The organism is Vibrio sp. Vb339, from assembly GCF_902751245.1.
Taxonomy (GTDB): domain Bacteria; phylum Pseudomonadota; class Gammaproteobacteria; order Enterobacterales; family Vibrionaceae; genus Vibrio; species Vibrio coralliirubri.
On record NZ_CADDIS010000001.1, the window covers coordinates 90916 to 112883 of the forward strand.

Consider the following 21968-nt stretch of genomic DNA (forward strand, 5'->3'; position numbering starts at 1 on the left):
GCTTTCCCTACTGGGTTTCCCATGCAAGATAGCTTTTGCCGGGTAGCTTATGTAACGTAACAGGGACGAGATTAAGCCGAGAATAATAATGAGAATTGTAGCGGTAACTGCGTGCCCTACAGGCATTGCGCATACTTATATGGCAGCTGATGCTCTAAATAAAACAGCCCCTAAGTTCAACGTTTCAATCAAGGTTGAGACGCAAGGCGCTATGGGTATTGAAAACTTACTGACCGCCCAAGATATTACCCTCGCAAACAAAGTGTTGATCGTCTCTGATATCGACATCGAACAACCAAGCCGATTTGACCCAGCTAAAACCGTATTTGTTCCAATGGAAGAGGTATTGTTGAGTGTCGATAAAGTCTTTATTAAGCATTGTCGAACTTAAACTTTTGATGAACGAATACCAGATCACCTTCTTCGTTAACGATCCTGCCGCGAACTCACATGTCGCGCAGCCGCTGACTCGCTTAGCGAAGAAGTTCAAAAGCAACATCCGCATTATCAACATCACTCAAAATCGAACCGCTGATCTCTCCAAATCCGTCGCGATGCTGCAAGTAGGTTTACTTCGCGGTGATTTATGTCAGATAACCGCGGTTGGTATTGACGCGGAGCTGGCCTGTTTCGTTCTCAAAGACGTCATTGCAGAGCATTACGACATGGTTGGCTCACAGGTGAACCATGAATTCTCTAGCGATTTAATCCAGCGAATGCCACAGATATGCCCACCTTGTGATATCAAATGGCACCACGCTAAGGCGCAAACCCAACTGACCAAATTTGAGTGCTTAAAAGGGCTCGCTCACCTTGTTTATCCAGAAGACCCAGATGAACTGATTCTGGCATTTATTAAACGAGAAGAACGCTCTTCAACCTGCGTGTCACCGGGCATCGCACTGCCGCATGTGATGTTTGAATCGACTCAAGATCTCTCGATTGCGGTTATCGTCAGTGACGACCCGATTGACTGGGCATCACGTATCGGAGAAGTGCATGTAGCTATCGCTCTTGTTCTGCCAACCAAGCCACAGCGTGAGCACATTGTCGCGGCGACCAACCTAACTCGAAACCTGCTTCACGATCAGGTCAATGAACGTCTGCAAAAGACTCGAAGCAGTGTCGACCTACAAGCCTTGTTGATGTACATATCATCTCGTCTTATCTAAATTCCTCTAGCTCAAACAGACTGTCTAACCAACCCTTTAAGCTCGTTTTCTCACACAATAAAAAACGGCTGAGCATTAGAGCTCAGCCGTTTTATGTTTAATTACTTGTTTAACTGGTTAGCTAACTTAAGCTGTTTTTTTCGCTTGTTTCGCATCCTCAACCGAGTCGTCTACAGCTTTCACCAACAGCAGACCAACTACGAACACGATACCGCCACACAGTACGAACATCATTCTTCCCCAGAATGGGTTCGGTAGAGCAAACATCGCCATCACTGCCACACCAGACACTGCGATCAGAGAGCCCAGCATGTGACGTTGTTTGTTATCCAGTTTCTTCTGTGCTGTTGATTCAGAAACCAATGGTGTCGCTAGGTTGTTGAAGAAGGTATCAACATCTTTCTGACGAGACGCTTCCAGTGGTTTATAGAACAGAGTCGAAAGAATGAAGAAGCCAGCAGTAAATGTTAAGTGTGCAATCAGGCCTACTGCTACTTTTAGGTCAGACCATTCACGGCTCGTTAGCGGCTCTAGGTTGAACAAGTTTTGTAGCATCTCAGCGGTAATCACGAAACCAACGATGTAAGACACAATCGCACCGACCACTAGCGTACCCCAACCTGCCCAGTCCGGAGTCTTCTTAAGGAAGAAACCACAGAATGCAGGGATGGTCATTGGGAAGCCGATTAATGCGCCCACGTACATCATGGTGTCGAACAGGCTCAAGCCTTTTAGCGAGTTGATAAACAGCGCGATAAGGATGATGGCAAGACCAAAGAAGGTAGACATCAACTTAGACACAATCATCAGCTCTTTCTCTGTCGCGTTTGGACGAAGAATCGGTTGGTAGAAATTGATTACAAAGATACCAGAGTTACGGTTTAAGCCTGAGTCCATAGAAGACATAGTTGCCGCAAACATCGCTGCGATTAGAAGACCTACCATACCTGCTGGCATGTATTGCTCTACGAAGTAAAGGTAAGCGAAGTCGCCTGCTTTAGAACCTGCGTCTGGGTAATGTGCTGCAAGGTCAACGCCTTGTCCTGCTACGAACCAAGGTGGCATAAACCAAATGATTGGACCGATGGTCATCAGAATACATGCTAACAGTGCTGCTTTTTTCGCGTTCTTTGAGTCTTTTGCCGCTAGGTAACGGTAAGAGTTCAACATGTTGTTGGTGATACTGAACTGCTTGAAGAAGATGAAGAATGCCCAGATTCCGAAGATGCTTACGTAGTTCAGATTGTTACCAGAAACGAATGATGCGCCTTCTGCTACAGGGAAATCGTTGATGATTTCAGTAACGCCACCACCTTGTACGATAGCCACTGCAGCACACGTTACGGTTACCGCCATGATAATAACCATCTGCATGAAGTCAGACGCGATAACCGCCCAAGAGCCGCCTGTCACCGACATAACAAGTACAACAAGACCAGTCAGAACGATGGTTGTCGTCATGTCGAAGCCAAAGATGCCCGATGCGATGATCGCCAAACCGTTCAGCCAGATACCTGCAGAAACAATACTGTTCGGCATGCCAGACCAAGTAAATACTTGTTCGTTGAAGCTACCAAAACGCATACGAATCGCGTCAATTGGCGTTACCACACGTAGTTGACGGAATTTCGGAGCGAAGTACAGGTAGTTCATCAGGTAACCAAATGCGTTCGCTAAGAAGATAACCGCGACAGCCATACCATCGGCATACGCTTTACCCGCTGCGCCAGTGAAGGTCCAAGCACTGAACTGAGTCATAAACGCAGTCGCGCCAACCATCCACCAAAGCATGTTACCGCCCCCGCGGAAATAGTCACTGGTTGTACTGGTGAACGTTCTAAACATCCAACCTATTGCTATAAGGAAAAGGAAATAAATTCCTACGATCAGAGTATTGAGTTCCATGTATAAGTCTTCTTTATGATGAATATCTGAAGAGCATATTATCTATAGAATTTTTAATTTGTAGTATTATAAGTCAAGGTTGTGATGGGGCGTATAAACCTGAATATTTGATTTCGAGGCATGAATTACACGTTAGTAAATAAAGAATAAGACGAATCGAAGTAAACATTTAAAATCAATAACTTACAAACATTTCAATCAGTAAGCTGGACAACAATAACAAGATTTTGTCGTCTAGATAAGTTGTTTTTAATTTACTTAGCATTCATTAAATGCATCGCGTTAATACATCAAATCTCACACGTTTAATTCAATAAATAGGCAACGAAAAATAATAAGCAACTCGCAAAGCGAACCCTTAATGTTATTAATTGGGTTTATTTAGTGAAACGGGATAAATAGAGAACGTGCCTAAAGATAGGTTTGGAAATAAGGTGTAGAAATAAACAGCAGAGGAAAACACAAAGCAAATTGATCACCACAACACAGAGCTCACTGTGGTGATCTAGTCATACAAATTTCGGTCGTATAAGCTCTGGTCAAAAATGGCAATTTGAAGGGATATTAGATTGAACCACGATATTCGGTCGGCGTTCTACCGGTGCGATTCTTAAACACTCGACAGAAGTAGTTCACATCTTTAAAGCCGCAACGCAATGCTACTTCATTGAGCTTGAAGTTGTACTTTTTGAGCATGAACTTAGCGCGGTCGACTCGAACACGGGTAATGTATTCTGCCAGCGTCATGTGGCCTTGCTGACGGAACATTCGCGACAAGTGATTGGATGAAATGCTAAAGCGTGAGGCAATGCTGTCTCGGGTGATTTGACGGTGGAAATTCTCTTGAATGTAGATACAGATCCCTTGATACACATCCTGCACGCGGCTGTGAGATTTCTCGACAGGCGCATCTAACATCGTCTTGCTGTATTGGAGCAGAGCTTGCAGCAATAACTCATCCATCGGCTGCTTGTTACTCTCTCTCGCTAACGAGCTGAGCGCCTCCAAAATGTTATCAATCGCAAACCCAGAGCGAGTCTGAATACTGTGCTTTTGGATATCGTAAAAGCTCTCTTCCCCTTTGCGCTTACTCACTAAACTTAAACCAAGCTGGCGACGACCAAACAACATGCTCAGCACCGAACAGTCAGTATCCCAGTTAGGTTTATTCCAGCAGTTGGGTGGGATGAAAATCGCGTCTCCGGCTTTGGCAATAACGTTGGTGATCTTGCGATCATGACTCTCCATTTCATTGACATACTCTCCATCTAGCACCAGCTCTAAACGTGGAAAGTTCACCTGATAGCTGCAAGCGGATGGCGTGTGAAAATCTCCAGCAAACCAGATGTTATGAAACGGTTCTCGCTCATTTAACACCGACGAGATTAAGTCATGAAATATCATTATTCGAACTCTTATGGGCAGCAATAAGGCTACGGAAATAGATATACCTGTAACTGAAACATAGCGCTATTGAGCAAAGTCACAATTTGAGATCTAGGTTACAAAAATCCAGTCTTAGTAATAAATCTCCAGTGCAGAAACCAATGAGGCACGTAATTTCCCAAATAACAAAAAACGCTGAAGCCCTTATAAATAAAAGCTTCAAAGCACCACAAACCTTGTCAACACAGACCTAAAAACGCCCGTTCGACCGATCAAAATCACACTCCATTTATAACGCAACAATCATCCAGTAAATGCATTTTTTCTTCACTACAGAAGGTAAGCCGTAGATTCCAGAATACCCCTAACAAAATAAAAACAGATTAGGGGTTCATTATGATCACGACATTGATCAATCAAGATTTGATTAAGCTTTCGCTTAGCGCTAATTCAAAAGAAGACGTATTCAAAGAGCTGATAGACGTGCTTTACGCACAAGGCAGAATCTCAGACAAAGCACAGTTTCTTGCCGACATTAAGGCTCGTGAAGAACAAGGTAATACCGGGTTTGAAGAAGGCATTGCTCTGCCACACGCGAAAAGCGCTGCGGTGATCAAACCCGCGGTTGTTATCGGTGTCCATCAACAGGGTATCGAGTACGGCGCCGATGACGGCCAGCCATCAAAACTATTCTTCATGATTGCCTCTCCTGATGGCGGCGATAATCACCACATCGAAGTACTGGCAGAACTTTCTTCAAAACTGATTGAAGAAGGCTTTATCGAAAGCTTCATGAATGCTCAATCTGAACAACAAGCATTAGAACTACTGCTTGCCAAACCTGAGCTGTCAGAAACGGAAACCAACGTTGAGAAACAAGGCTTCATCATTGGTGTAACAGGCTGCCCAGCTGGTGTTGCTCACACGTATTTAGCAGCCGAAGCACTAGAGAAAGGCGCGGCGGCTCTTGGCTACAATATCAAGGTCGAAACCAACGGTTCTATTGGTGTAAAGAACAGCCCAACTCAAGAAGAGATCGAACGCGCAGATGCGATTGTCGTGGCTTGTGACAAACAGGTCGACATGGCTCGCTTTGCCGGAAAACGCGTTATCAGCACCAACGTAAAAGCGCCAATCAAAGACGCGCAAGGCTTGATTAAGCAAGCGCTCAATGCACCTAGCTACCAAGCTGAACAAGCGCCGATCAACCAATCTGTTGCAGAGAAAGCCTCGCAAGCACGTTCAGACCTTTACCGTTACTTAATGAATGGCGTATCTCACATGATCCCATTCGTGGTGACAGGCGGTCTTTTGATTGCCCTAGCCTTAGCTATTGGTGGCGAACCAAGTGAGTCTGGCATGGCGATTCCTGCTGGCAGCATGTGGAACCAAATCTTAGAAGTGGGTGTGGTTGCCTTCACCCTGATGATCCCAATCTTGGCTGGCTACATTGCTTACGCGATTGCTGACCGCCCTGCTCTAACCCCTGGCTTGATTGGCGGTTGGATTGCCAACAACGGCTCTTTCTACGGCGCTGACGCAGGTACAGGCTTCATTGGCGCAATCATCGCTGGTCTATTAGTGGGCTACTTCGTTAAATGGATTACTTCGTTTAACTACCACAAATTCGTTCAACCACTAGTGCCTATCATGATCGCTCCGATCACTGGCTCTTTGTTCATCGCAGGTCTGTTCATCTTTGTTATTGGCGCGCCTATCGCGGGACTAATGGATGCTCTTACAGCCCTACTTACTAGCATGAGTACAGGTAACGTGGTTCTGCTTGGCATCGTATTGGGTGGCATGGCTGGCTTTGATATGGGCGGCCCGTTCAACAAGGTGGCATTCCTATTCTCGGTCGGGATGATCGCCAGCGGTCAAACTCAGTTCATGGGTGCGATGGCGTGTGCAATTCCTGTCGCTCCATTAGGCATGGCTATCGCGACCAGACTTGGCCGTAAGTTCGACCTATTCGAATCTTCTGAAATCGAAGCAGGCAAAGCAGCAGGCGCGATGGGCTTAGTGGGTATCTCTGAAGGTGCGATTCCTTTCGCGGCTCAAGATCCAATGTCGGTTATCCCTGCCAACGTACTTGGTTCAATGACGGCAGCGGTTATGGCGTTCTCATTTGGTATCACCAACAGCGTTGCTCACGGTGGCCCTGTTGTGGCTCTACTAGGCGCAATGAATTACCCAATGCTGGCACTGCTGTGCATGGCATCAGGTGCGGGCGTGACTGCGGTTACTTGTATCGCGCTTAAAAATCTACGCAAAGCCAAGCTAACGACAGCAGCGGCTTAAGCCATTTCAACTCCAATGGCTTGAGCCCCTCTACCCTACTGTTTTTAGTAGCTAATAGTTTTTTAGGAACGAATAGAGCTCAAGCCATGTTTCCCCTCATGGTGATTTCGATGTCTGATTTTTCTTTAACGAACGACTCGTTCGTACAACGCTTTTTCTACCCTATGACTAACGTGATTCAAAACTACGCATGGGGTAGCCCTTCTTCGTTCAGCCAACTGTTTGGTATTGATAACCAGTCTGGTGAGCCGCAAGCGGAGATCTGGATGGGCGCTCACCCAAATGGTTGTTCGATGGTCACTGACAACGGTCAGCAAACCACGTTGTCGAACCTTATTTCCAAGAACCTAAACCTGTTTCTAAGCGAAAAAGTTGCGAACCGTTTTGGTGAACTTCCGTATCTGTTTAAGGTGTTAGCTGCCGAGAAAGCGCTCTCTGTTCAAGTTCACCCGAACAAACAGCAAGCCGAATCTGGCTATGCTCTAGAAGAGCAGCAAGGCATTCCGATGACAGCTAGCAACCGCAACTACAAGGATCCCAACCACAAGCCAGAATTGGTGTATGCCCTAACCGACTACACCGCGATGAATGGTTTTAGATCGATCAGCGAGATCCTTGAGCACTTCCATTACCTTGATATTCCAGAGCTAAACTCTATGGTTAATGACCTCGCGGGCGACCAAACGCCTAATGGATTAGCCAGCTTCTTCGCGAGCTTATTGTCGTTGCAAGGTGAACAAAAAGGCATGGCGCTGACCATGTTACTGATGAAAGCCAAGCTTTCAGATACCCCTGTGTTCCAATTGATTTCAGAGTTGGAACAACAATATCCGGGTGATGTAGGCCTGTTTGCTCCGCTACTGTTGAACGTGATTACCCTAAAACCAGGGCAAGCCATGTATCTTGATGCCGAGACACCGCACGCTTACATTAAAGGTACGGGCTTAGAAGTGATGGCGAATTCAGACAATGTACTTCGCGCAGGGTTGACGCCTAAGTACATGGATATCAATGAATTAGTCTCTTGTACTCAATTCAATGAAAAGCCTGCGGATAGATTGCTGCTCAGCCCGATAGAGCAAGGTGATGTGATGGAATACCAAATTCCAGTCGAAGATTTTAAGTTCTCTATCGTGCAGAACTCACATCAACGACAGATCACCACCGAAGGCGCCGAGATCCTACTACCACTCGACGAGTCCATGGTGCTCACTCATCAATGCGGCGAAACCTGCGAGATAGAGAAAGGCCAATCGGTATTCATTCCTGCTTACGCTGAGAGTTACAAACTCGATTGCGTTGGACGCGTGGCGCGTGCTTACAGCTAGTTCCCTCACAAATCAGTACAAAGTCTTAATGTCCTGCTCATGCGGGGCATTTTTGTTTCTGACGAAGCCTATTAGCGTGTCAAAAACATAATCAAGACACCATCAAGTATGACCCATATCACACAGCATTAATGATGCAAATCACACTTAATTTTGCTTGGTACAAATGTACAGTGAAGGGCTTTTATTTGCTATTTCGCGAATCGGGTTAATCCATTAATTTTAATTCAAGAACTTCAATAGTGAATGAGTTAATAAATGATCACACAGCTAACTAACGTCGACTTAATTAATAACAACCTTCAAGCGAATAATAAAAAAGAACTGTTTGAAGAATTGGCAAGCATGTTATTTGAGAACAACCGAATCAGTAATAAAGAAGCCTTCTTGGCAGACATCGAAATTCGTGAATCTCAAAGCATTACCTCAATGGACGGCATCGCTTACCCACACTCAAAAAGCAAGGCTGTCACTGAGCCGGCAATCGCTGTTGGTATTAAGCGTGAAGGTATCGAGTATGACGATGAAGACGGCATCAATCCAACCGTATTTTTTATGATTGCCTCTCCGGACAACGGTGCTGACCATCATATTTATGTACTACAAGAACTATTTGGAAAATTCAGCGATGAATTTATTCAAGATATCCATAACGCAAAAGACGAACATCAAATCCTTAATATTTTAATTAATTCATAAGGCGTAGAAAATTATGAGCACCCTAACAACTCAAGCTACGAATACCAATAATAAAAACAGTAGTAGCGACTTTAAAAAAATCCTTAGTACCATGAAAGGCCACCTGCTTTTCGGAACCTCACACATGCTACCTTTCATCGTAGCCGGTGGCGTTCTGTTGGCGTTAGCGGTCATGGCATCAGGTAAAGGTGCTGTTCCAGCAGACGGCTTGCTGGCAGACATCTCTAATATCGGTATCAAAGGCCTTGTTCTTTTCCCAATCATTCTTGGCGGCTTTATTGGTTACTCCATTGCAGATAAACCAGCACTAGCACCTGCGATGATCTCTTCTGGCATCATGGCTGACATGGGCGGCGGTTTCCTTGGCTGTATCGTGGCAGGCTTTATCGCCGGTGGCGTGGTGTTCCAACTTAAGAAGATCCCACTTTCTGCGAACATGACGGCGCTAGGTGCGTACTTCATCTACCCGCTTCTAGGCACGTTAATCTCTGCAGGTATCGTACTGTGGGGCATCGGTGAGCCAATCAAACTGTTCATGTCTTCAATGAACGAGTTCCTAGCTTCAATGGCTGGCGCATCTAAGATGGTTCTAGGCACAATCCTTGGTGGTATGACGGCGTTTGATATGGGCGGCCCTATCAACAAAGTCGCGACCCTATTTGCTCAAACTCAAGTAGACACGCAACCTTGGCTAATGGGCGGCGTAGGCATCGCGATTTGTACACCACCTCTAGGCATGGCTCTGGCGACTTTCCTATTCAAAAACAAGTTCTCTAAACAAGAGCAAGAAGCAGGTAAAGCGGCAGCAATCATGGGTTCTATCGGTATCTCTGAAGGTGCTATCCCGTTCGCAGCGAATGACCCAATGCGCGTTCTTCCTTCAATCGTAGCCGGTGGTATCGTTGGTTGTGTGTTTGGCTTCATGACAGACGTTCTACTGCACGCACCGTGGGGCGGTCTAATCACTGCGCCAGTATCAAGTAACATTCCAATGTACGTCGTCGGTATTGCACTTGGCTCACTAACCACAGCCGTTATCGTTGGCTTCTGGAAACCTGTAGCGGTAGAAACCGAAGAAGACATGGCTGAAGCACCAGTACAAGCTCAAGCAGCGCCTGTAGCAGGCGAAGGCGAGTATGACATCGTAGCAGTTACATGTTGCCCTTCTGGTGTTGCACACACCTTCATGGCAGCGAAAGCACTAGAGAAAGCAGGCTTAGCCGCAGGCCTTAAGATTAAGGTAGAAACTCAAGGTCAAAACGGCATTCAAAACCGCATCACCGACCTAGATGTGGCGAACGCGAAGCTGGTTATCTTGGCTCACGATATTCAAGTGAAAGACGCTCACCGCTTTGCCAATGCGAACGTGATTGAGTGTTCAACCAAAGAGGCAATGAAAAAAGCAGCGACGTTAGTGGTCGCGTAACCCAAATTAAAGCAAGCTCCTAACTCAAGAGCCCTTCCCCCTAAGGGCTCTATTTTCTTCTCAAATATCGCTTTGATGTTCTTTTCATCAATCTAGAATCAATTTAATCAGTCAGTATAGTTTCTGTTCAAACTGAATTTTCTCTCGATCTTCACCATAAAAATAATTCCGTGACTGAGATGTCAAAACGTTATGTTACTTCGTAATATCACAGATTTACCTTTTAACTCATGTCATACGAGATATCGCATACCCACTGCTTAGGGCAAGCGCAACAACTGCTGATAATCGTGTTATTTCATTCATCGTTATTCTCCGATTTTTTATCTTTTTCAGAATAAATCGGAGAGCCTGAATAATTTGTTTAGGGTTTTATAGATGAGGTTACGTTTCGGCGCGTGTGGGCTGAAATATCTTAAGTGCTTGTTGATGAAAAAGAGCCGCTAATCGCGGCTCTGGTTGATGAGTGAATCGTGGTGCTACATGCTCTTCAGTCCCCACTTCTCAGCGGTTTGCTTAAAGAAACCTTGCGTCTTTTTTAGTTCAACCCAGTGATTAATGTAGTTAATCCAAACTTGATCATCTTGTGGTAGTAGCATCGCAATTGGAGTTGGTTTACGTGGATCTTTCACCGGAACAATCGCGAGTTGTTTAAACTTCTCTACTAAGGTTGCAGCCTCTACGTTTGAAGTCACGGAGACATCAGCGCGGCGAGCTAAAAGCTCTTGGAAATCCCGTGCCGGCGCTTCAATCACGATGTGTTGTGCCGATGGGAAGAAGTCCTTCACCATTTTTTCTTGTACTGTGCCGAGCGTGGCGGCAACTTTGATTTCTGCTTTGTCAAAGTCACTCCAATCGGAGAACTTCTCTATGTCTTTCTTTTGCACGACAGGGACAAAAGCCAGATAGAAGTAAGGTTGGCTGTACCCAGCGACTTTTGCTCGAGACATGTTGAGCGATGCGCTGCCAGTCACGTCGTATTTGTTGGCCGTGATGCCATTCACCAAGGTTTTCCAGTCTGTTGCGACGTATTCCACTTTTACGCCTAGGTCTTTAGCCAACTCAGTCGTGACATCGATATCAAAGCCGCGGTAGCTGTTGGTTGCAGGATCCTTCATTGTCATTGGGTTCCAATCCCCCGTTGTACCAACGCGAAGAACTCCCGCACCCAGTATCTCCTGCAAACGACTTTGGGCATGTGCGATTTGTGTAAAAGCAAGCAGGCACATTCCTAATGCGATTAAGCTTTTTTTCATTTTTTATTCCTTTAAAGAATGCTGATTTCTAAGTGATGAATGTAGATATTATTTTTAATTATTAACCATTAAACAGATTTGGTTGTTAACATGGCAATAACAAATGGAGTTTTTGGGAGTAAATGTGAACTATCGTCACTTATCGCTAGTTTCTCTGCTGTTTCTGACAGGATGTTCAGATTATCAATGGGGATGGTATGTACTCGACCCGTCGACGGAGCAGGGACGAACTAATATTCAGTTTTTGATGGCTGGTTTTAGCGAGACTATTCAGGTTTCGTTGTTGAGTATGTTTTTTGCCATGGCTCTCGGTCTATTGGTCGCCTTTCCTGCGCTTTCAAGCTCACCAGTACTCAAGGGAATTAATCGACTTTACGTAGAGGTGATTCGTTCTATCCCTGTGCTGGTATTGCTATTGTGGGTGTATTACGGAATGCCGACATTACTCGATGTCTCTTTGAACCACTTCTGGGCAGGGGTAATCGCATTGACCATTGCCGAGAGCGCCTTTATGGCGGAAGTGTTCCGTGGGGGGATTCAAGCGATTAATCGTGGGCAACATGAAGCTGCCGAATCCTTGGGATTGACCTATTGGCAAAAAATGCGATTGGTTATCCTACCGCAGGCATTCCGTCAAATACTGCCACCCTTGGGCAATCAGTTTATTTATATCCTCAAGATGAGCTCGCTAGTGAGTGTGATCGGTTTGAGTGATTTAACAAGGCGAGCAAATGAGCTGGTGGTGAACGAATATTTACCTTTAGAGATCTATACGTTTCTGGTTTTGGAGTACCTTGTTCTTATTTTGGTGGTATCGCAAGCGGTTCGTTGGCTAGAAAAAAGGATTGCGATTCCGAGCCATTAAATGGTTCTAACCCTCAAGAGTGTTTAGCTATCTCCAACAAAAAAGCCTCGAGCACAAAACCGAGCTCCTGTTGATACTCCCCCTAAGAAAAATCCCCACTCACCTGAGCGGGGATTTCTTTATTTTGACTCTTCGACACATCGACTTATTCAGTCAATGCTTCTTCTGTCTCTAGGTCGAACAGATGGCACTGTGAGGTATTGAAATGAAGCATCGTCTCTTCGCCACTGTTTGCCGTGCGATCTGCATCGAAAGGCACGCGAGCCACCAGCTTATCAGCGCCGAGTTTAAAGTAGAGATACAGCTCGTTACCCATCGACTCAACCACATCAAGCTTGTGCGTTTGGGTATTCACTTCCGACAGCGGTGCGTCATGATTGGCCAGTTGAATGTGCTCGGGACGAACACCAAACCATACCCACTCGCCCATCTTTTCACGGGCGATTGTCTGCTTATCTTGTGGGAGAGTCCAACGAGTGCCACTTTCAGAGACCACGTTCATCACACCATCAATCTCATCCAGCCTTACCTTGAGAAGATTCATTGCTGGCGAACCAATAAAGCCTGCGACAAACTTGTTTGCAGGGTATTGATAAAGGTTCATTGGCGTATCGACCTGCATGATCTCACCTTGATTTAATACACAGATACGATCGCCAAGAGTCATGGCTTCCACCTGATCGTGTGTCACGTAGATCATGGTGGCGTTCTGCCCTTCTTGCTTCAGGTTATTGTGCAACTGAGCAATGCTGACACGAGTCGAAACACGCAGCTTGGCATCCAAGTTAGACAAAGGCTCGTCAAACAAGAACACATCTGGCTTACGAACCATCGCACGGCCTAGAGCCACACGTTGCCTTTGACCACCCGACATTTCGCCCGGCTTGTTATTTAGCAGGTGTTCGATATCGAGAGTCTTGGCTGCATCTTCAATTCGCTCATTGATTTCATGCTTTGGCAGCTTCTGTTGCTTAAGGCCAAAAGCCATATTTTCATACACCGACATGTGCGGATAAAGCGCGTAGTTCTGAAACACCATAGAGATGCCGCGATCTTTAGGTGGCAATTCATTTACACGCTTATCACCAATGTAGACATCGCCTTCTGAGATATCTTCAAGGCCTGCGATCATACGAAGTGTCGTAGATTTTGCGCAGCCAGACGGCCCAACAAACACCATGAACTCACCTTCGCGAATATTCAGATCGACACCGTGCACGGCCTTAAAACCATTTGGGTAGGTTTTCTCTACCCCTCTCAGTGTGACTTCAGCCATAATCTGTCCTTAAATCAATTCGTTAAATACTATCTTTGCAATCTGTCATGGACGTTTTAGCCACGTTCTTGCAGTTGATTGAGCTCAAAGTGGGCAACCGATGCGATCACCAGATCCGCCACTGGCTCTAACTCGCTGTGTTGTGCTGTACCAGTTAGCACGCCGACATTGCTTGCGCCTGCATTGCGGCCAAATTCCATATCCGAAACCGTGTCACCAAACATGATCACCTCATGAGGCTCAATACCGCATTGTTCACAGAATGCATTGAGCAGTGCTGGCGCAGGTTTAGGTTCGATATCACCATCGGAGTAACCGACATAATCGAACATCTCGCTCAAACCCGATTGCTCTAGTGTGTAGATCGTTGAGTCTTTGGTATCCGCAGTCGCGATGCCTAAAATCATGCCTTGCTGCTTAAACAGACCCAGCTTTTCAGCCACTCCCGGCAGGGCTTCAATCCAGTTTGGATTCTCTTCCACTTCGTCATTGAAAGCCGCTTTGGTCACCTTAGTGAACTCAGCGAGCGAGACATTAGGTTGCAGCATGTTGAACCACGCTGTTGCGGTGTCTTCCACTGGGTTTGAGGCTAATAATCCATAGTTATCAACCACATCACCTTCCACGCCGATGGCCAAGAGTAACTCAACAGGTGTGACAGTTTGATTACCCTGATGTTGGTCACTGTAAGATTTCACTCGCTCACAGGCACCACGAGAAACGTTAAGCCACATCTTGTGGAACTCTAACAATGTGCCGTCTTTATCAAATAACATCGCCTTAAACTTCATCACGGCTCATTCGCTCCATTAGTTCTCCCCAAGTACGCACTAGGGGTTGGTTAAATTCTGGTTGTTTGCCGTCGAATACGGCGTTGATGCAGCCTTCAAACTCACGTTCCTCAGATAAGGATTGAGGGCTGTTGATTAACGCTGAAGAAAGCTCTCCGCGACGAATATCCACTCGGCACCAACGGTAGCCCTCATCAATATGGATACTTTGCAGCTCATCACTCAAAGCCACTCGGTCGACAATCCCACCATCCACCACGCACTCAGCGTAGTAAGGGTTTTCTGAATCAGATACCGCAATTCGGTATGTTAGTGGTTGGCCTTGGGAGTCGTTACCCGGCAGTAAATCACCTAAGTTGATATCAAACTTCAAGCCGCAACGACGCTCTAGGTAAACTTGTCCATTACGCAGACCAGACAAGATGCCTTCGCCACTCAAACCATGGCTGTAAACGAATGTGGATGGGTCACCATAGATAGAGGGCTGATCCGCTTTAGGATTACGTTCATGTGGCTCAAGGTGTGAATCACTGCCGCCAATCGCGGTAATGCGCTGGCCACAATTCCACATTTCATTGAGAACTAATAACGCCTCTTCGGTCGCTTTTGGCGAGGTTGACCAAGTAGGGTCACAACACACTTCAAACGTAGACACTTGGCTGAGATCCACTTGATCGTAATGCCAGTGCCACGGCTTCATCATCGGGTGATTAATGCCAAGGGAACTGTGTCCACTTTTCGCTAAACTCAATCCCGCTTCCATGGTCGCTTGGCTGCTGTGTTCAATGTCTCTAAGGTCTAAAGACTTAACTGGGCCATGCACATTGAAGTGCCCGAGATCGGTTGTGACTTCTAACGCCGGTAAGAACAAGCACTGTTTGGAAATAGGTAGCTTCGGCTGGCAGATGTTGTGCTCAGTGAAGAAGAAGAAATCGAGCCCTTGTGATTCCACAATATCTTTCGCTGCAGCTAAGGTATTGTGACCATCAGAAAGCTGAGTGTGGGCGTGTAAATCACCACGATACCAGCGAGAATCAGAGCTCAACATGTGGCTGTAATCAAACTCGATATCGTGCTCACGTGTCACCGTTGGGTTCAGTTCTAACTCGGCATCGCTATTAACTAACTCTTCAGAGCAAAGCACATCGACTTGATACTGCATCGCACGTTCAGTTCGAAACTCACCTTCGAGATTGTAAAGCTCCAAGAACCATTCGCCCGATGGAATCGCGCCATCAATTGCGCCTAGACCAGAGTTTTGCGGTTGAATTGTGAGTGACTTGTGCGCCTTTTCAAACAACACCTTGCCACGAAATGCTTGGTTGGCATCGTAGGCCGCTGCGTACAAGAATCCTTTTTTCACCGTCGTACCAGTAAAGGTTACGCAGTGAGAACCTGCTGGCACATCAAAGGGGATACGTACTCTGCCAAACGGCAGTTCACCTTGAAATTGGGTCATTGTCTTCACCAAGTTCGTCCTAGTTGAAGGACTGGGTCAAAAGAGGCCCACCCGAATAGATGGGCCTTTATGCATGCAAAGAGAGTTTTAACCGCTTTACAGATTAAGAACGATTCGCTCGGTCTAGTGCACGTTGTGCTTTCTTCGCCGCTTGTTTTAGCGCTTGGTCAGCAGGCACGTTTTGGATTTGAATCTGATCCGCTGCCACTTTCAGAGCGTCCATGATCTTACCGTTGGTAGGGTCTAGGAAGTCTTTGGTCGCCGTGTTCGCTTGCTTCAAAGGAATCAGAGCTTGCGGGTTATCTTTAGTGAACGCTTGGTATTCTGGTACTTCAGAAACGCTGTTACGCACTGGGATGTACCCCGTGAACATTGACCATGCCGCCGTGTTCTTCGCATTGGTGTAGAACTCAACGAATTCGAACGCGCCTTTTGCAGCAGCTTCGTCTGTGCCTTTTGGCATCACGTAAACCAGCGCACCTGCTTGTGGTGCAGAAGGGTTTGAACCCCAACCTGGCTGTGTGGTTGCTGAAAGCTTAGTGAAGTCCAAATCACCTTGGTCGCCCGATGAACCGGTGTAACCCAACGCGTTGTCTTTCATTACGTCATCGATGGTTTTGTACCAGTATTCCCAACCTTGACCGCCGTAGTGAATACGCATGATTTGATCATCGTGGATCCACTTACGGAAGCTGTCCCACACTTCAACCCATTCAGCCGAATCGATTAACACGGTTTTGCCATCATCACTGATGATCTTCGCGCCGTTAGAGAAAGCCGCGTCAATCATGTTGTCTTGGCCCCACATCGGCTCCCAGCCGTAAAAGGTCACGTTGCCTTTGTCATCACGTTGGGTAACTTTCTCCGCGACTTTAGCCACGCCTTGCCATGTGTTTAGGTCTTGCTCAGTAAAGCCGTTATCTGCCAATACCTGCTTGTTGTAGTAAAACACTTGAGTTGTGCCGTAAGCAGGCAGGCCAATGATGGTGCCGTCGTCTGCCGTCACTTGATCTTTAAACGCGCCAATGAAATCAGAGAAGTTGAACTCTTCATCCATGAACGGCGTTAGGTCACGGCTCAAACCACGTCCGTGCATCGCTTCCGCACGACCCGAATCTAGCAGCACAAGTTCAGGCGCAGTTCTAGACGCTAGACCGACTTGCAGCTTCTGGTAGGTTTCCGTGTAGTTGCCTTGCAAAGCTGGCTTCACCACGTACTCATCTTGACTCGCGTTGAACTCTTCGATGAGCTTAGTCATCATTTGCTGTGGCTTAGTACCACCGGAATACCAGAAGTTAACTTCGGTTGCGGCAAGAACACTGCTAGAGAACATAGACGCGCTTGCTGCGCCAGCACACACTAGTGCGAGAGTTTTTAATTTCATTTCCGTTTACTCTTTTACGCCGTTATCGGCGATACCTGAAAGAATCGTCTTTTGACAAATGACGAATAGAATTAACAAAGGCAATACTGCAATGGTGCTCGCCGCCATGATTTGCGACCAGTTCAATCCATAGTTACCTTCGGCAATAAAGTAGTGACGAATCCCGGTCGCAATCAGGTTAAGTTCCTGAGTGGTAATAACCAAGCTTGGCCACATGTAGCTGTTGTAATTGGTAATAAAAGTGATGAGGAACAGTGTTGCGACTGCTGCTCGGCATTGCGGTAAGATGATTGCCCATAAGATTTTGAGTTCACCTGCACCATCAATTCGTGCCGCTTCAATCAGCGACGGATGCACCTTGATAAACACTTGGCGTAGATAGAACACACCGAAAACCGACGCCGCGTTCGACGCCACTAAGCCCATGTGTGAATCCAACAAACCCAGCCTTGCCAAGGTGATGTAAGACGGAATGTACGTCACTGCGCCCGGCAGCATGTAACAGCCCATCACGATGAAATAGAGCACGGTTTTCGAACGAAACTTCAGCTGCGTTAATGCGTATGCAAACATTGCCGAATTCACAATCACCAACAGCGTAGTAAACAAGGCAACACTAAAACTGTTGAAGATGTACAAGCCAAACGGCGCGCTGTGAAAGGTTTCGACAAAGGTTTCCCAACGGAACTGCTCTGGAATCAAGTTCAGCGGGCTAGCAAAAATCTCATCATTGGTTTTCAGCGAACCTGACAGCATCCATAAGAACGGGAACACCATAATGGTTCCGCAGGTCGCTAAGAAAAGGTGCTTAGCCAGTGCGATAAACGAACGGCGATCCACTGAGCTTTTCTTTGACACAACCTCTGATTTGGTCGCTTTCGTTTGGGCCGTGACTTTAGATTCAGCCGCTCTTTGAGTTAAGACTTGATTGGCATCCAATACTTGCGTGGTCATAATTCTGTCCTTTCAAAAATCGACTAGTAGTACACCCAGCGCTTGCCGATGTAGGTATTAATAAGTGCCAACAATCCAGTAATCAGGAATATCACTAACGATGTCGCGGCTGCCGGTCCCATTTCGTAACGCTCAAATGCTTGTTGGTAGAACAAGTACAACAAGGTACGAGTCTCTCCGCCCGGGCCGCCCTGCGTTAAGATCTGGAACTGATCGAACGCCTGCATTGCCGTAATAATGTTGACCACCACTAAGAAGAACGTGGTTGGTGAAATTAGTGGCAGCGTTATCTTCAAAAAACGCGTTAAGCTGCTGCAACCATCAATCAAAGACGCTTCGTACAGAGACTCAGGAATCTTGTTGAGCGCGCTGATATAAAACAGCATCGTCCAGCCAATCGCCTGCCAAACCGTCACGATAATCACCGCAATCAAGGCTGTGTTTCCATTCTCTAACCATGGAATAGCGCTAAACCCAGCCGACTCTAATAAGTGATTTGCCAAGCCCGACTTCGTCTCGAACACCCAAGACCAAACAATCGACACCGCGACCGTTGGCGTAATCCAAGGAGAGAAGATCACCGCACGATAGAACTGGCTGCCCTTGAAGTTTTTGTGCAGCAACATCGCAAACACAAGCCCAAGAATGATGGTTGGAATCACCACACCGACCGAAAACCAAAACGTGTTGAGCACCGCTTGAATGAACTCGTAGTCCTCAACCATGTACTCGTAATTTTCTAAACCGATGAACGAATAATCTGGCGAGATGTAATCCCAATCGGTGAAGCTGATATAAATTGAATAACCAAATGGTACGAGCCAAAAAGTAAACAGTGGCACCAACAGCGGTGCGGTAAATAACAGTACCTTTAAGCGGTTTTTCATTGGTTGTGAGAAAGCACTCATGGTGACCTCGTCCTTATTTGTATGCGGTTAAACTAAGTGTTTTTTATGACAGGTTAGTAAGAGTGCCCTTCATTTTTTTTATGGCTATCCATAAGAAAATCTTTACTCCAGTTCACCGTCTTCCATCTGGTGATAAAGCCAATCACAGAAGAAATTCACCTTCGCGCTGCGACTGTGTTTAGTAATCAGATAATGAGCAGATTCAGCTGGCATCGAGGATTCGCTTGCCAATACCAGGTCTTCTTTCTTGAGTAGTTCAGACACCGCGAGCGAACGCACCAGCAACATTCCAATACCATGTTTAACTGCTTCTAAGGCATGTAGAGAGTTACTCACTTCGAGCAGAACCTTAGGTAATGTCATCTCGAATTGGTTGTGGCCAAGCCATTGCAGCCAGTTCTCTCGGTAGCCTTTCACCTGAACCGTCGGCAGAGCAGCAAAGTCATGCTTACTGAGTAATTCTTGATGCTCAGATTTGAATTGAGGGCTGCACACCAACTGCCAGTGTTCTTGAAACAGTCGCTCACAATGGGTGTCTTCGCTTTCAACCTTGCCGTTAGTCAATTCGATATCGACATTCTGGCAAGGGTTGGTTGACGGCCAGTCCACCAGCTGAATATCAAGCCTGATAAAAGGGTATTTTTTATAGAAGGATGGCAGGCGAGGTAGCAGCCAGTTATGACAAAAGGTGTGGTTTACGCGCAAGCTGAGCACGTCGGTTTCTTTTTCCCCGAACAAGATCTGAGTCTGCAATTTAAGGTGAGCAAGTGAACCTGCCACAATCGGTTGATAATGCTGAGCCGCTGACGTCAGCTTTACGCCTTTAGAGCTGCGTTCAAACAAGGTGGTATCGAGGAAGGTTTCTAAACTTTTGAGCTGTTGGCTAACCGCCGCTTGCGTGACACAAAGCTCTCGGGCAGCCGCGCCAATGGAACCAAGACGAGCAACAGCTTCGAACGCAACAAGGGCGCGTAGAGGGGGTAACATAGCTTCACCTGATTGAAATAAAAGTGAAAAATACTTCAATCAGGTTTCAGTTTTTTGCGGTTACCGTTACAGATTAATGACGAAGGGACGTTGATCAGATATTTATGATCAACGTCCCTTTTCTTCTATTTCATATTATTATGCGAGATGCTAGAACTCGCATCCAGCCTATCTATTCTTTGATGTAGAGGTCTTTAGAATAGATGCGCCCTTCCACGTTGTTCTTCGCAAAGCCGCCAACACTTGGTCGAACTAGGCGAGCCTGCATGTAGTAATAGATGGGTGCGATAGGCATATCTTCAGCCAGTAACTGCTCCGCTTGATCATAGAAGCCTTGGCGATCTTGCTCGTTGGTTGCTGACAGTGCGCTGTCCATTGCAGAGTCGTATTTATCGTTGTTGTAACGCGCAAAGTTACCTGAAGACTCAGAGCGCAATAAGCTCAAGAAGGTCGACGCTTCATTGTAGTCACCACACCAAGAAGCGCGCATCACATCAAAATCACCTTGGCGACGTGACACCAAGTAAGACTTCCACTCTTGGTTTTCCAGCTCAACTTGCGCGCCTAAGTTACCTTTGAGCATGGAAGCGATAGCCACTGCAATCGACTTGTTCGACTCACTGGTGTTGTAGAGCAGTTTGAAATCCAATGGGTTAGCTGCATCGTAGCCCGCTTCTTTTAGTAACTCTTTTGCTTTTTGGTCACGCTCCTTTTGAGTCCAAGTACTGTATTCAGGTTGTGTCGCATCAAAACCAGCCGTGTACTCATGAGCAAAGGTATAAGCCGGTAGGTTACCCACCTGAGTGACACCATTAGTGATGACATCACGCATCATCGAATAAGACACCGCTTTACGTACTCGCGCGTCATCGAATGGAGGTCGCGTGGTATTAAACGCGTAGTAATAAGTACACAGCAAAGGCACCGCGGTAAACGCATCTTGGTATTTAGTTTTAAGCTGCTGCGCCATGTGTGTCGGCACATCAGACGTAATATCGACCTCGCCCACCGCATAACGGTTAATCGAAGCGTTTTGGTTTTCGAACGGAATATAAGTCACTTGGGTTAGATTGGTATCTGAACTGTCCCAATAGTTAGGATTCTTCTTCAGTTCAATGCGTTCGTTCACCACCCACTCGCCTAAAACAAACGCACCATTGCCAACAAACTGCTTAGGGTCACTCCACGGCTTATCGCTGTTTTCTAGCGTTGCCTTATGAACGGGCATCATGGATGTGTGGCCCGTCATCGCAACAAAGTATGGCACTTTGCTATCAAGCTCGAACTTCACCGTGTGTTTATCGACAGCCGAAATACCGAGCTCTTCAACGGGCTTCTTACCTTCTGCTACATCAGCAATGTTGTTGATCTTGGTGAGCTTGAGATACCACACGTTTGGCGAAGCGAGTTTCGGGTCAACCGCACGTCTTAACGCATACACGAAGTCATCGGCCGTCACCGGATCGCCATTCGACCATTTCGCGTCTTTACGCAGGTGGAATACAAACGTTTGGTTGTCTTCGGTTTCCCAGGACTCCGCAACTCCTGGGGTGATATTGCCATCGCGATCTTGAATCACTAAACCCTCAAAGAGGTCACGTAGAATGTGCATTTCCGGCAGGCCTTCTGCTTTCGCAGGATCAAGCGTCGCCGCTTCTGCATCGTTAGCACGAACTAAATGCTGGTCTTTTGCCAGCGAAACACCAGCAGGTAAGGTTTCAGCAACGGCAGTCACTGATATAAAAGGGGTCAAGAAAGATGAAATGAGTAAAGCCATTGAATGTTTTTTAAAATCCATGTTTGTTTGCTCTCCTAGCCTATCTTTGAAGCAAGTAATAAAATTAACAATGCGACGGTTGACGAGTTTTGAC

General features: G+C 46.4%; 18 protein-coding genes. 7 read left to right on the top strand and 11 right to left on the bottom strand.

The window, feature by feature from the left end:
* Positions 1 to 88: 88 nt before the first annotated feature.
* Positions 89 to 391 carry a PTS fructose transporter subunit IIB gene (locus HRQ85_RS00455; RefSeq protein WP_172378358.1) on the top strand — a complete coding sequence of 101 codons (303 nt, stop codon included), beginning with the start codon at positions 89 to 91 and terminating at the stop codon, positions 389 to 391.
* A 7-nt stretch (positions 392 to 398) separates the two neighbouring features.
* Positions 399 to 1172 (top strand): PTS sugar transporter subunit IIA, encoded by a 774-nt coding sequence (locus HRQ85_RS00460; protein WP_017061657.1) that lies wholly within the window; start codon positions 399 to 401, stop codon positions 1170 to 1172.
* 126 nt (positions 1173 to 1298) lie between these two features.
* Here the strand turns inward: HRQ85_RS00460 and HRQ85_RS00465 are convergent, their stop codons facing one another.
* Together HRQ85_RS00465 and HRQ85_RS00470 are read right to left on the bottom strand one after the other, a co-directional pair.
* A complete protein-coding gene (locus tag HRQ85_RS00465) occupies positions 1299 to 3077 on the bottom strand; it encodes a sodium:solute symporter family transporter (protein ID WP_050653235.1) in 1779 nt (592 codons plus the stop codon).
* A gap of 564 nt (positions 3078 to 3641) precedes the next feature.
* On the bottom strand, positions 3642 to 4481 hold the full coding sequence (locus HRQ85_RS00470; protein ID WP_050647271.1) for a helix-turn-helix transcriptional regulator: 840 nt from the start codon (positions 4479 to 4481) through the stop codon (positions 3642 to 3644).
* Positions 4482 to 4859: 378 nt separating this feature from the next.
* On the opposite strand from HRQ85_RS00470, the gene HRQ85_RS00475 reads away from it, so the two are divergent.
* From HRQ85_RS00475 to HRQ85_RS00490, 4 genes are all read left to right on the top strand, one after another.
* Positions 4860 to 6764 (top strand): PTS fructose transporter subunit IIABC, encoded by a 1905-nt coding sequence (locus HRQ85_RS00475; protein ID WP_172378359.1) that lies wholly within the window; start codon positions 4860 to 4862, stop codon positions 6762 to 6764.
* Positions 6765 to 6874: 110 nt separating this feature from the next.
* Positions 6875 to 8092, top strand: a complete 1218-nt coding sequence (gene manA, locus HRQ85_RS00480; RefSeq protein ID WP_172378360.1) for a mannose-6-phosphate isomerase, class I — start codon at positions 6875 to 6877, stop codon at positions 8090 to 8092.
* 258 nt (positions 8093 to 8350) lie between these two features.
* Positions 8351 to 8791, top strand: a complete 441-nt coding sequence (locus HRQ85_RS00485) for a PTS sugar transporter subunit IIA (RefSeq protein WP_172378361.1) — start codon at positions 8351 to 8353, stop codon at positions 8789 to 8791.
* A gap of 13 nt (positions 8792 to 8804) precedes the next feature.
* The gene (locus HRQ85_RS00490; RefSeq protein ID WP_172378362.1) at positions 8805 to 10217 is read left to right on the top strand and encodes a fructose-specific PTS transporter subunit EIIC; all 1413 of its coding nucleotides are present in this window, start codon (positions 8805 to 8807) and stop codon (positions 10215 to 10217) included.
* A 479-nt stretch (positions 10218 to 10696) separates the two neighbouring features.
* Here HRQ85_RS00490 and HRQ85_RS00495 read toward each other — a convergent pair whose 3' ends face one another.
* Positions 10697 to 11473, bottom strand: a complete 777-nt coding sequence (locus HRQ85_RS00495; RefSeq protein WP_086775207.1) for a transporter substrate-binding domain-containing protein — start codon at positions 11471 to 11473, stop codon at positions 10697 to 10699.
* A 124-nt stretch (positions 11474 to 11597) separates the two neighbouring features.
* Here HRQ85_RS00495 and HRQ85_RS00500 point away from each other — a divergent pair, with 124 nt between their 5' ends.
* Positions 11598 to 12338, top strand: coding sequence for an amino acid ABC transporter permease (locus HRQ85_RS00500; protein ID WP_048611958.1), 741 nt, complete (start codon positions 11598 to 11600; stop codon positions 12336 to 12338).
* Between the two features lie 145 nt (positions 12339 to 12483).
* On the opposite strand, the gene HRQ85_RS00505 is transcribed toward HRQ85_RS00500, so the two are convergent.
* The 8 genes from HRQ85_RS00505 to HRQ85_RS00540 form a co-directional block, all read right to left on the bottom strand.
* Positions 12484 to 13614: an ABC transporter ATP-binding protein gene (locus tag HRQ85_RS00505; protein ID WP_172378363.1), complete on the bottom strand. Its 1131-nt coding sequence runs from the start codon at positions 13612 to 13614 to the stop codon at positions 12484 to 12486.
* A 56-nt stretch (positions 13615 to 13670) separates the two neighbouring features.
* Positions 13671 to 14405, bottom strand: a complete 735-nt coding sequence (locus tag HRQ85_RS00510; protein WP_172379324.1) for an HAD family hydrolase — start codon at positions 14403 to 14405, stop codon at positions 13671 to 13673.
* Complete coding sequence (locus HRQ85_RS00515; protein WP_172378364.1) at positions 14395 to 15864, bottom strand: CehA/McbA family metallohydrolase; 1470 nt, start codon at positions 15862 to 15864, stop codon at positions 14395 to 14397. Before HRQ85_RS00515 ends, HRQ85_RS00510 begins: the two co-directional genes overlap by 11 nt.
* A 103-nt stretch (positions 15865 to 15967) precedes the next feature.
* The gene (locus HRQ85_RS00520; protein ID WP_172378365.1) at positions 15968 to 17248 is read right to left on the bottom strand and encodes an extracellular solute-binding protein; all 1281 of its coding nucleotides are present in this window, start codon (positions 17246 to 17248) and stop codon (positions 15968 to 15970) included.
* Between the two features lie 6 nt (positions 17249 to 17254).
* On the bottom strand, positions 17255 to 18202 hold the full coding sequence (locus HRQ85_RS00525) for a carbohydrate ABC transporter permease (protein ID WP_065605896.1): 948 nt from the start codon (positions 18200 to 18202) through the stop codon (positions 17255 to 17257).
* A gap of 23 nt (positions 18203 to 18225) precedes the next feature.
* The gene (locus tag HRQ85_RS00530; RefSeq protein WP_017074494.1) at positions 18226 to 19110 is read right to left on the bottom strand and encodes a carbohydrate ABC transporter permease; all 885 of its coding nucleotides are present in this window, start codon (positions 19108 to 19110) and stop codon (positions 18226 to 18228) included.
* A gap of 102 nt (positions 19111 to 19212) precedes the next feature.
* Positions 19213 to 20097, bottom strand: a complete 885-nt coding sequence (locus HRQ85_RS00535) for a LysR substrate-binding domain-containing protein (RefSeq protein WP_046224776.1) — start codon at positions 20095 to 20097, stop codon at positions 19213 to 19215.
* Between the two features lie 172 nt (positions 20098 to 20269).
* Positions 20270 to 21895, bottom strand: coding sequence for an ABC transporter substrate-binding protein (locus HRQ85_RS00540; protein WP_172378366.1), 1626 nt, complete (start codon positions 21893 to 21895; stop codon positions 20270 to 20272).
* Positions 21896 to 21968: the final 73 nt, after the last annotated feature.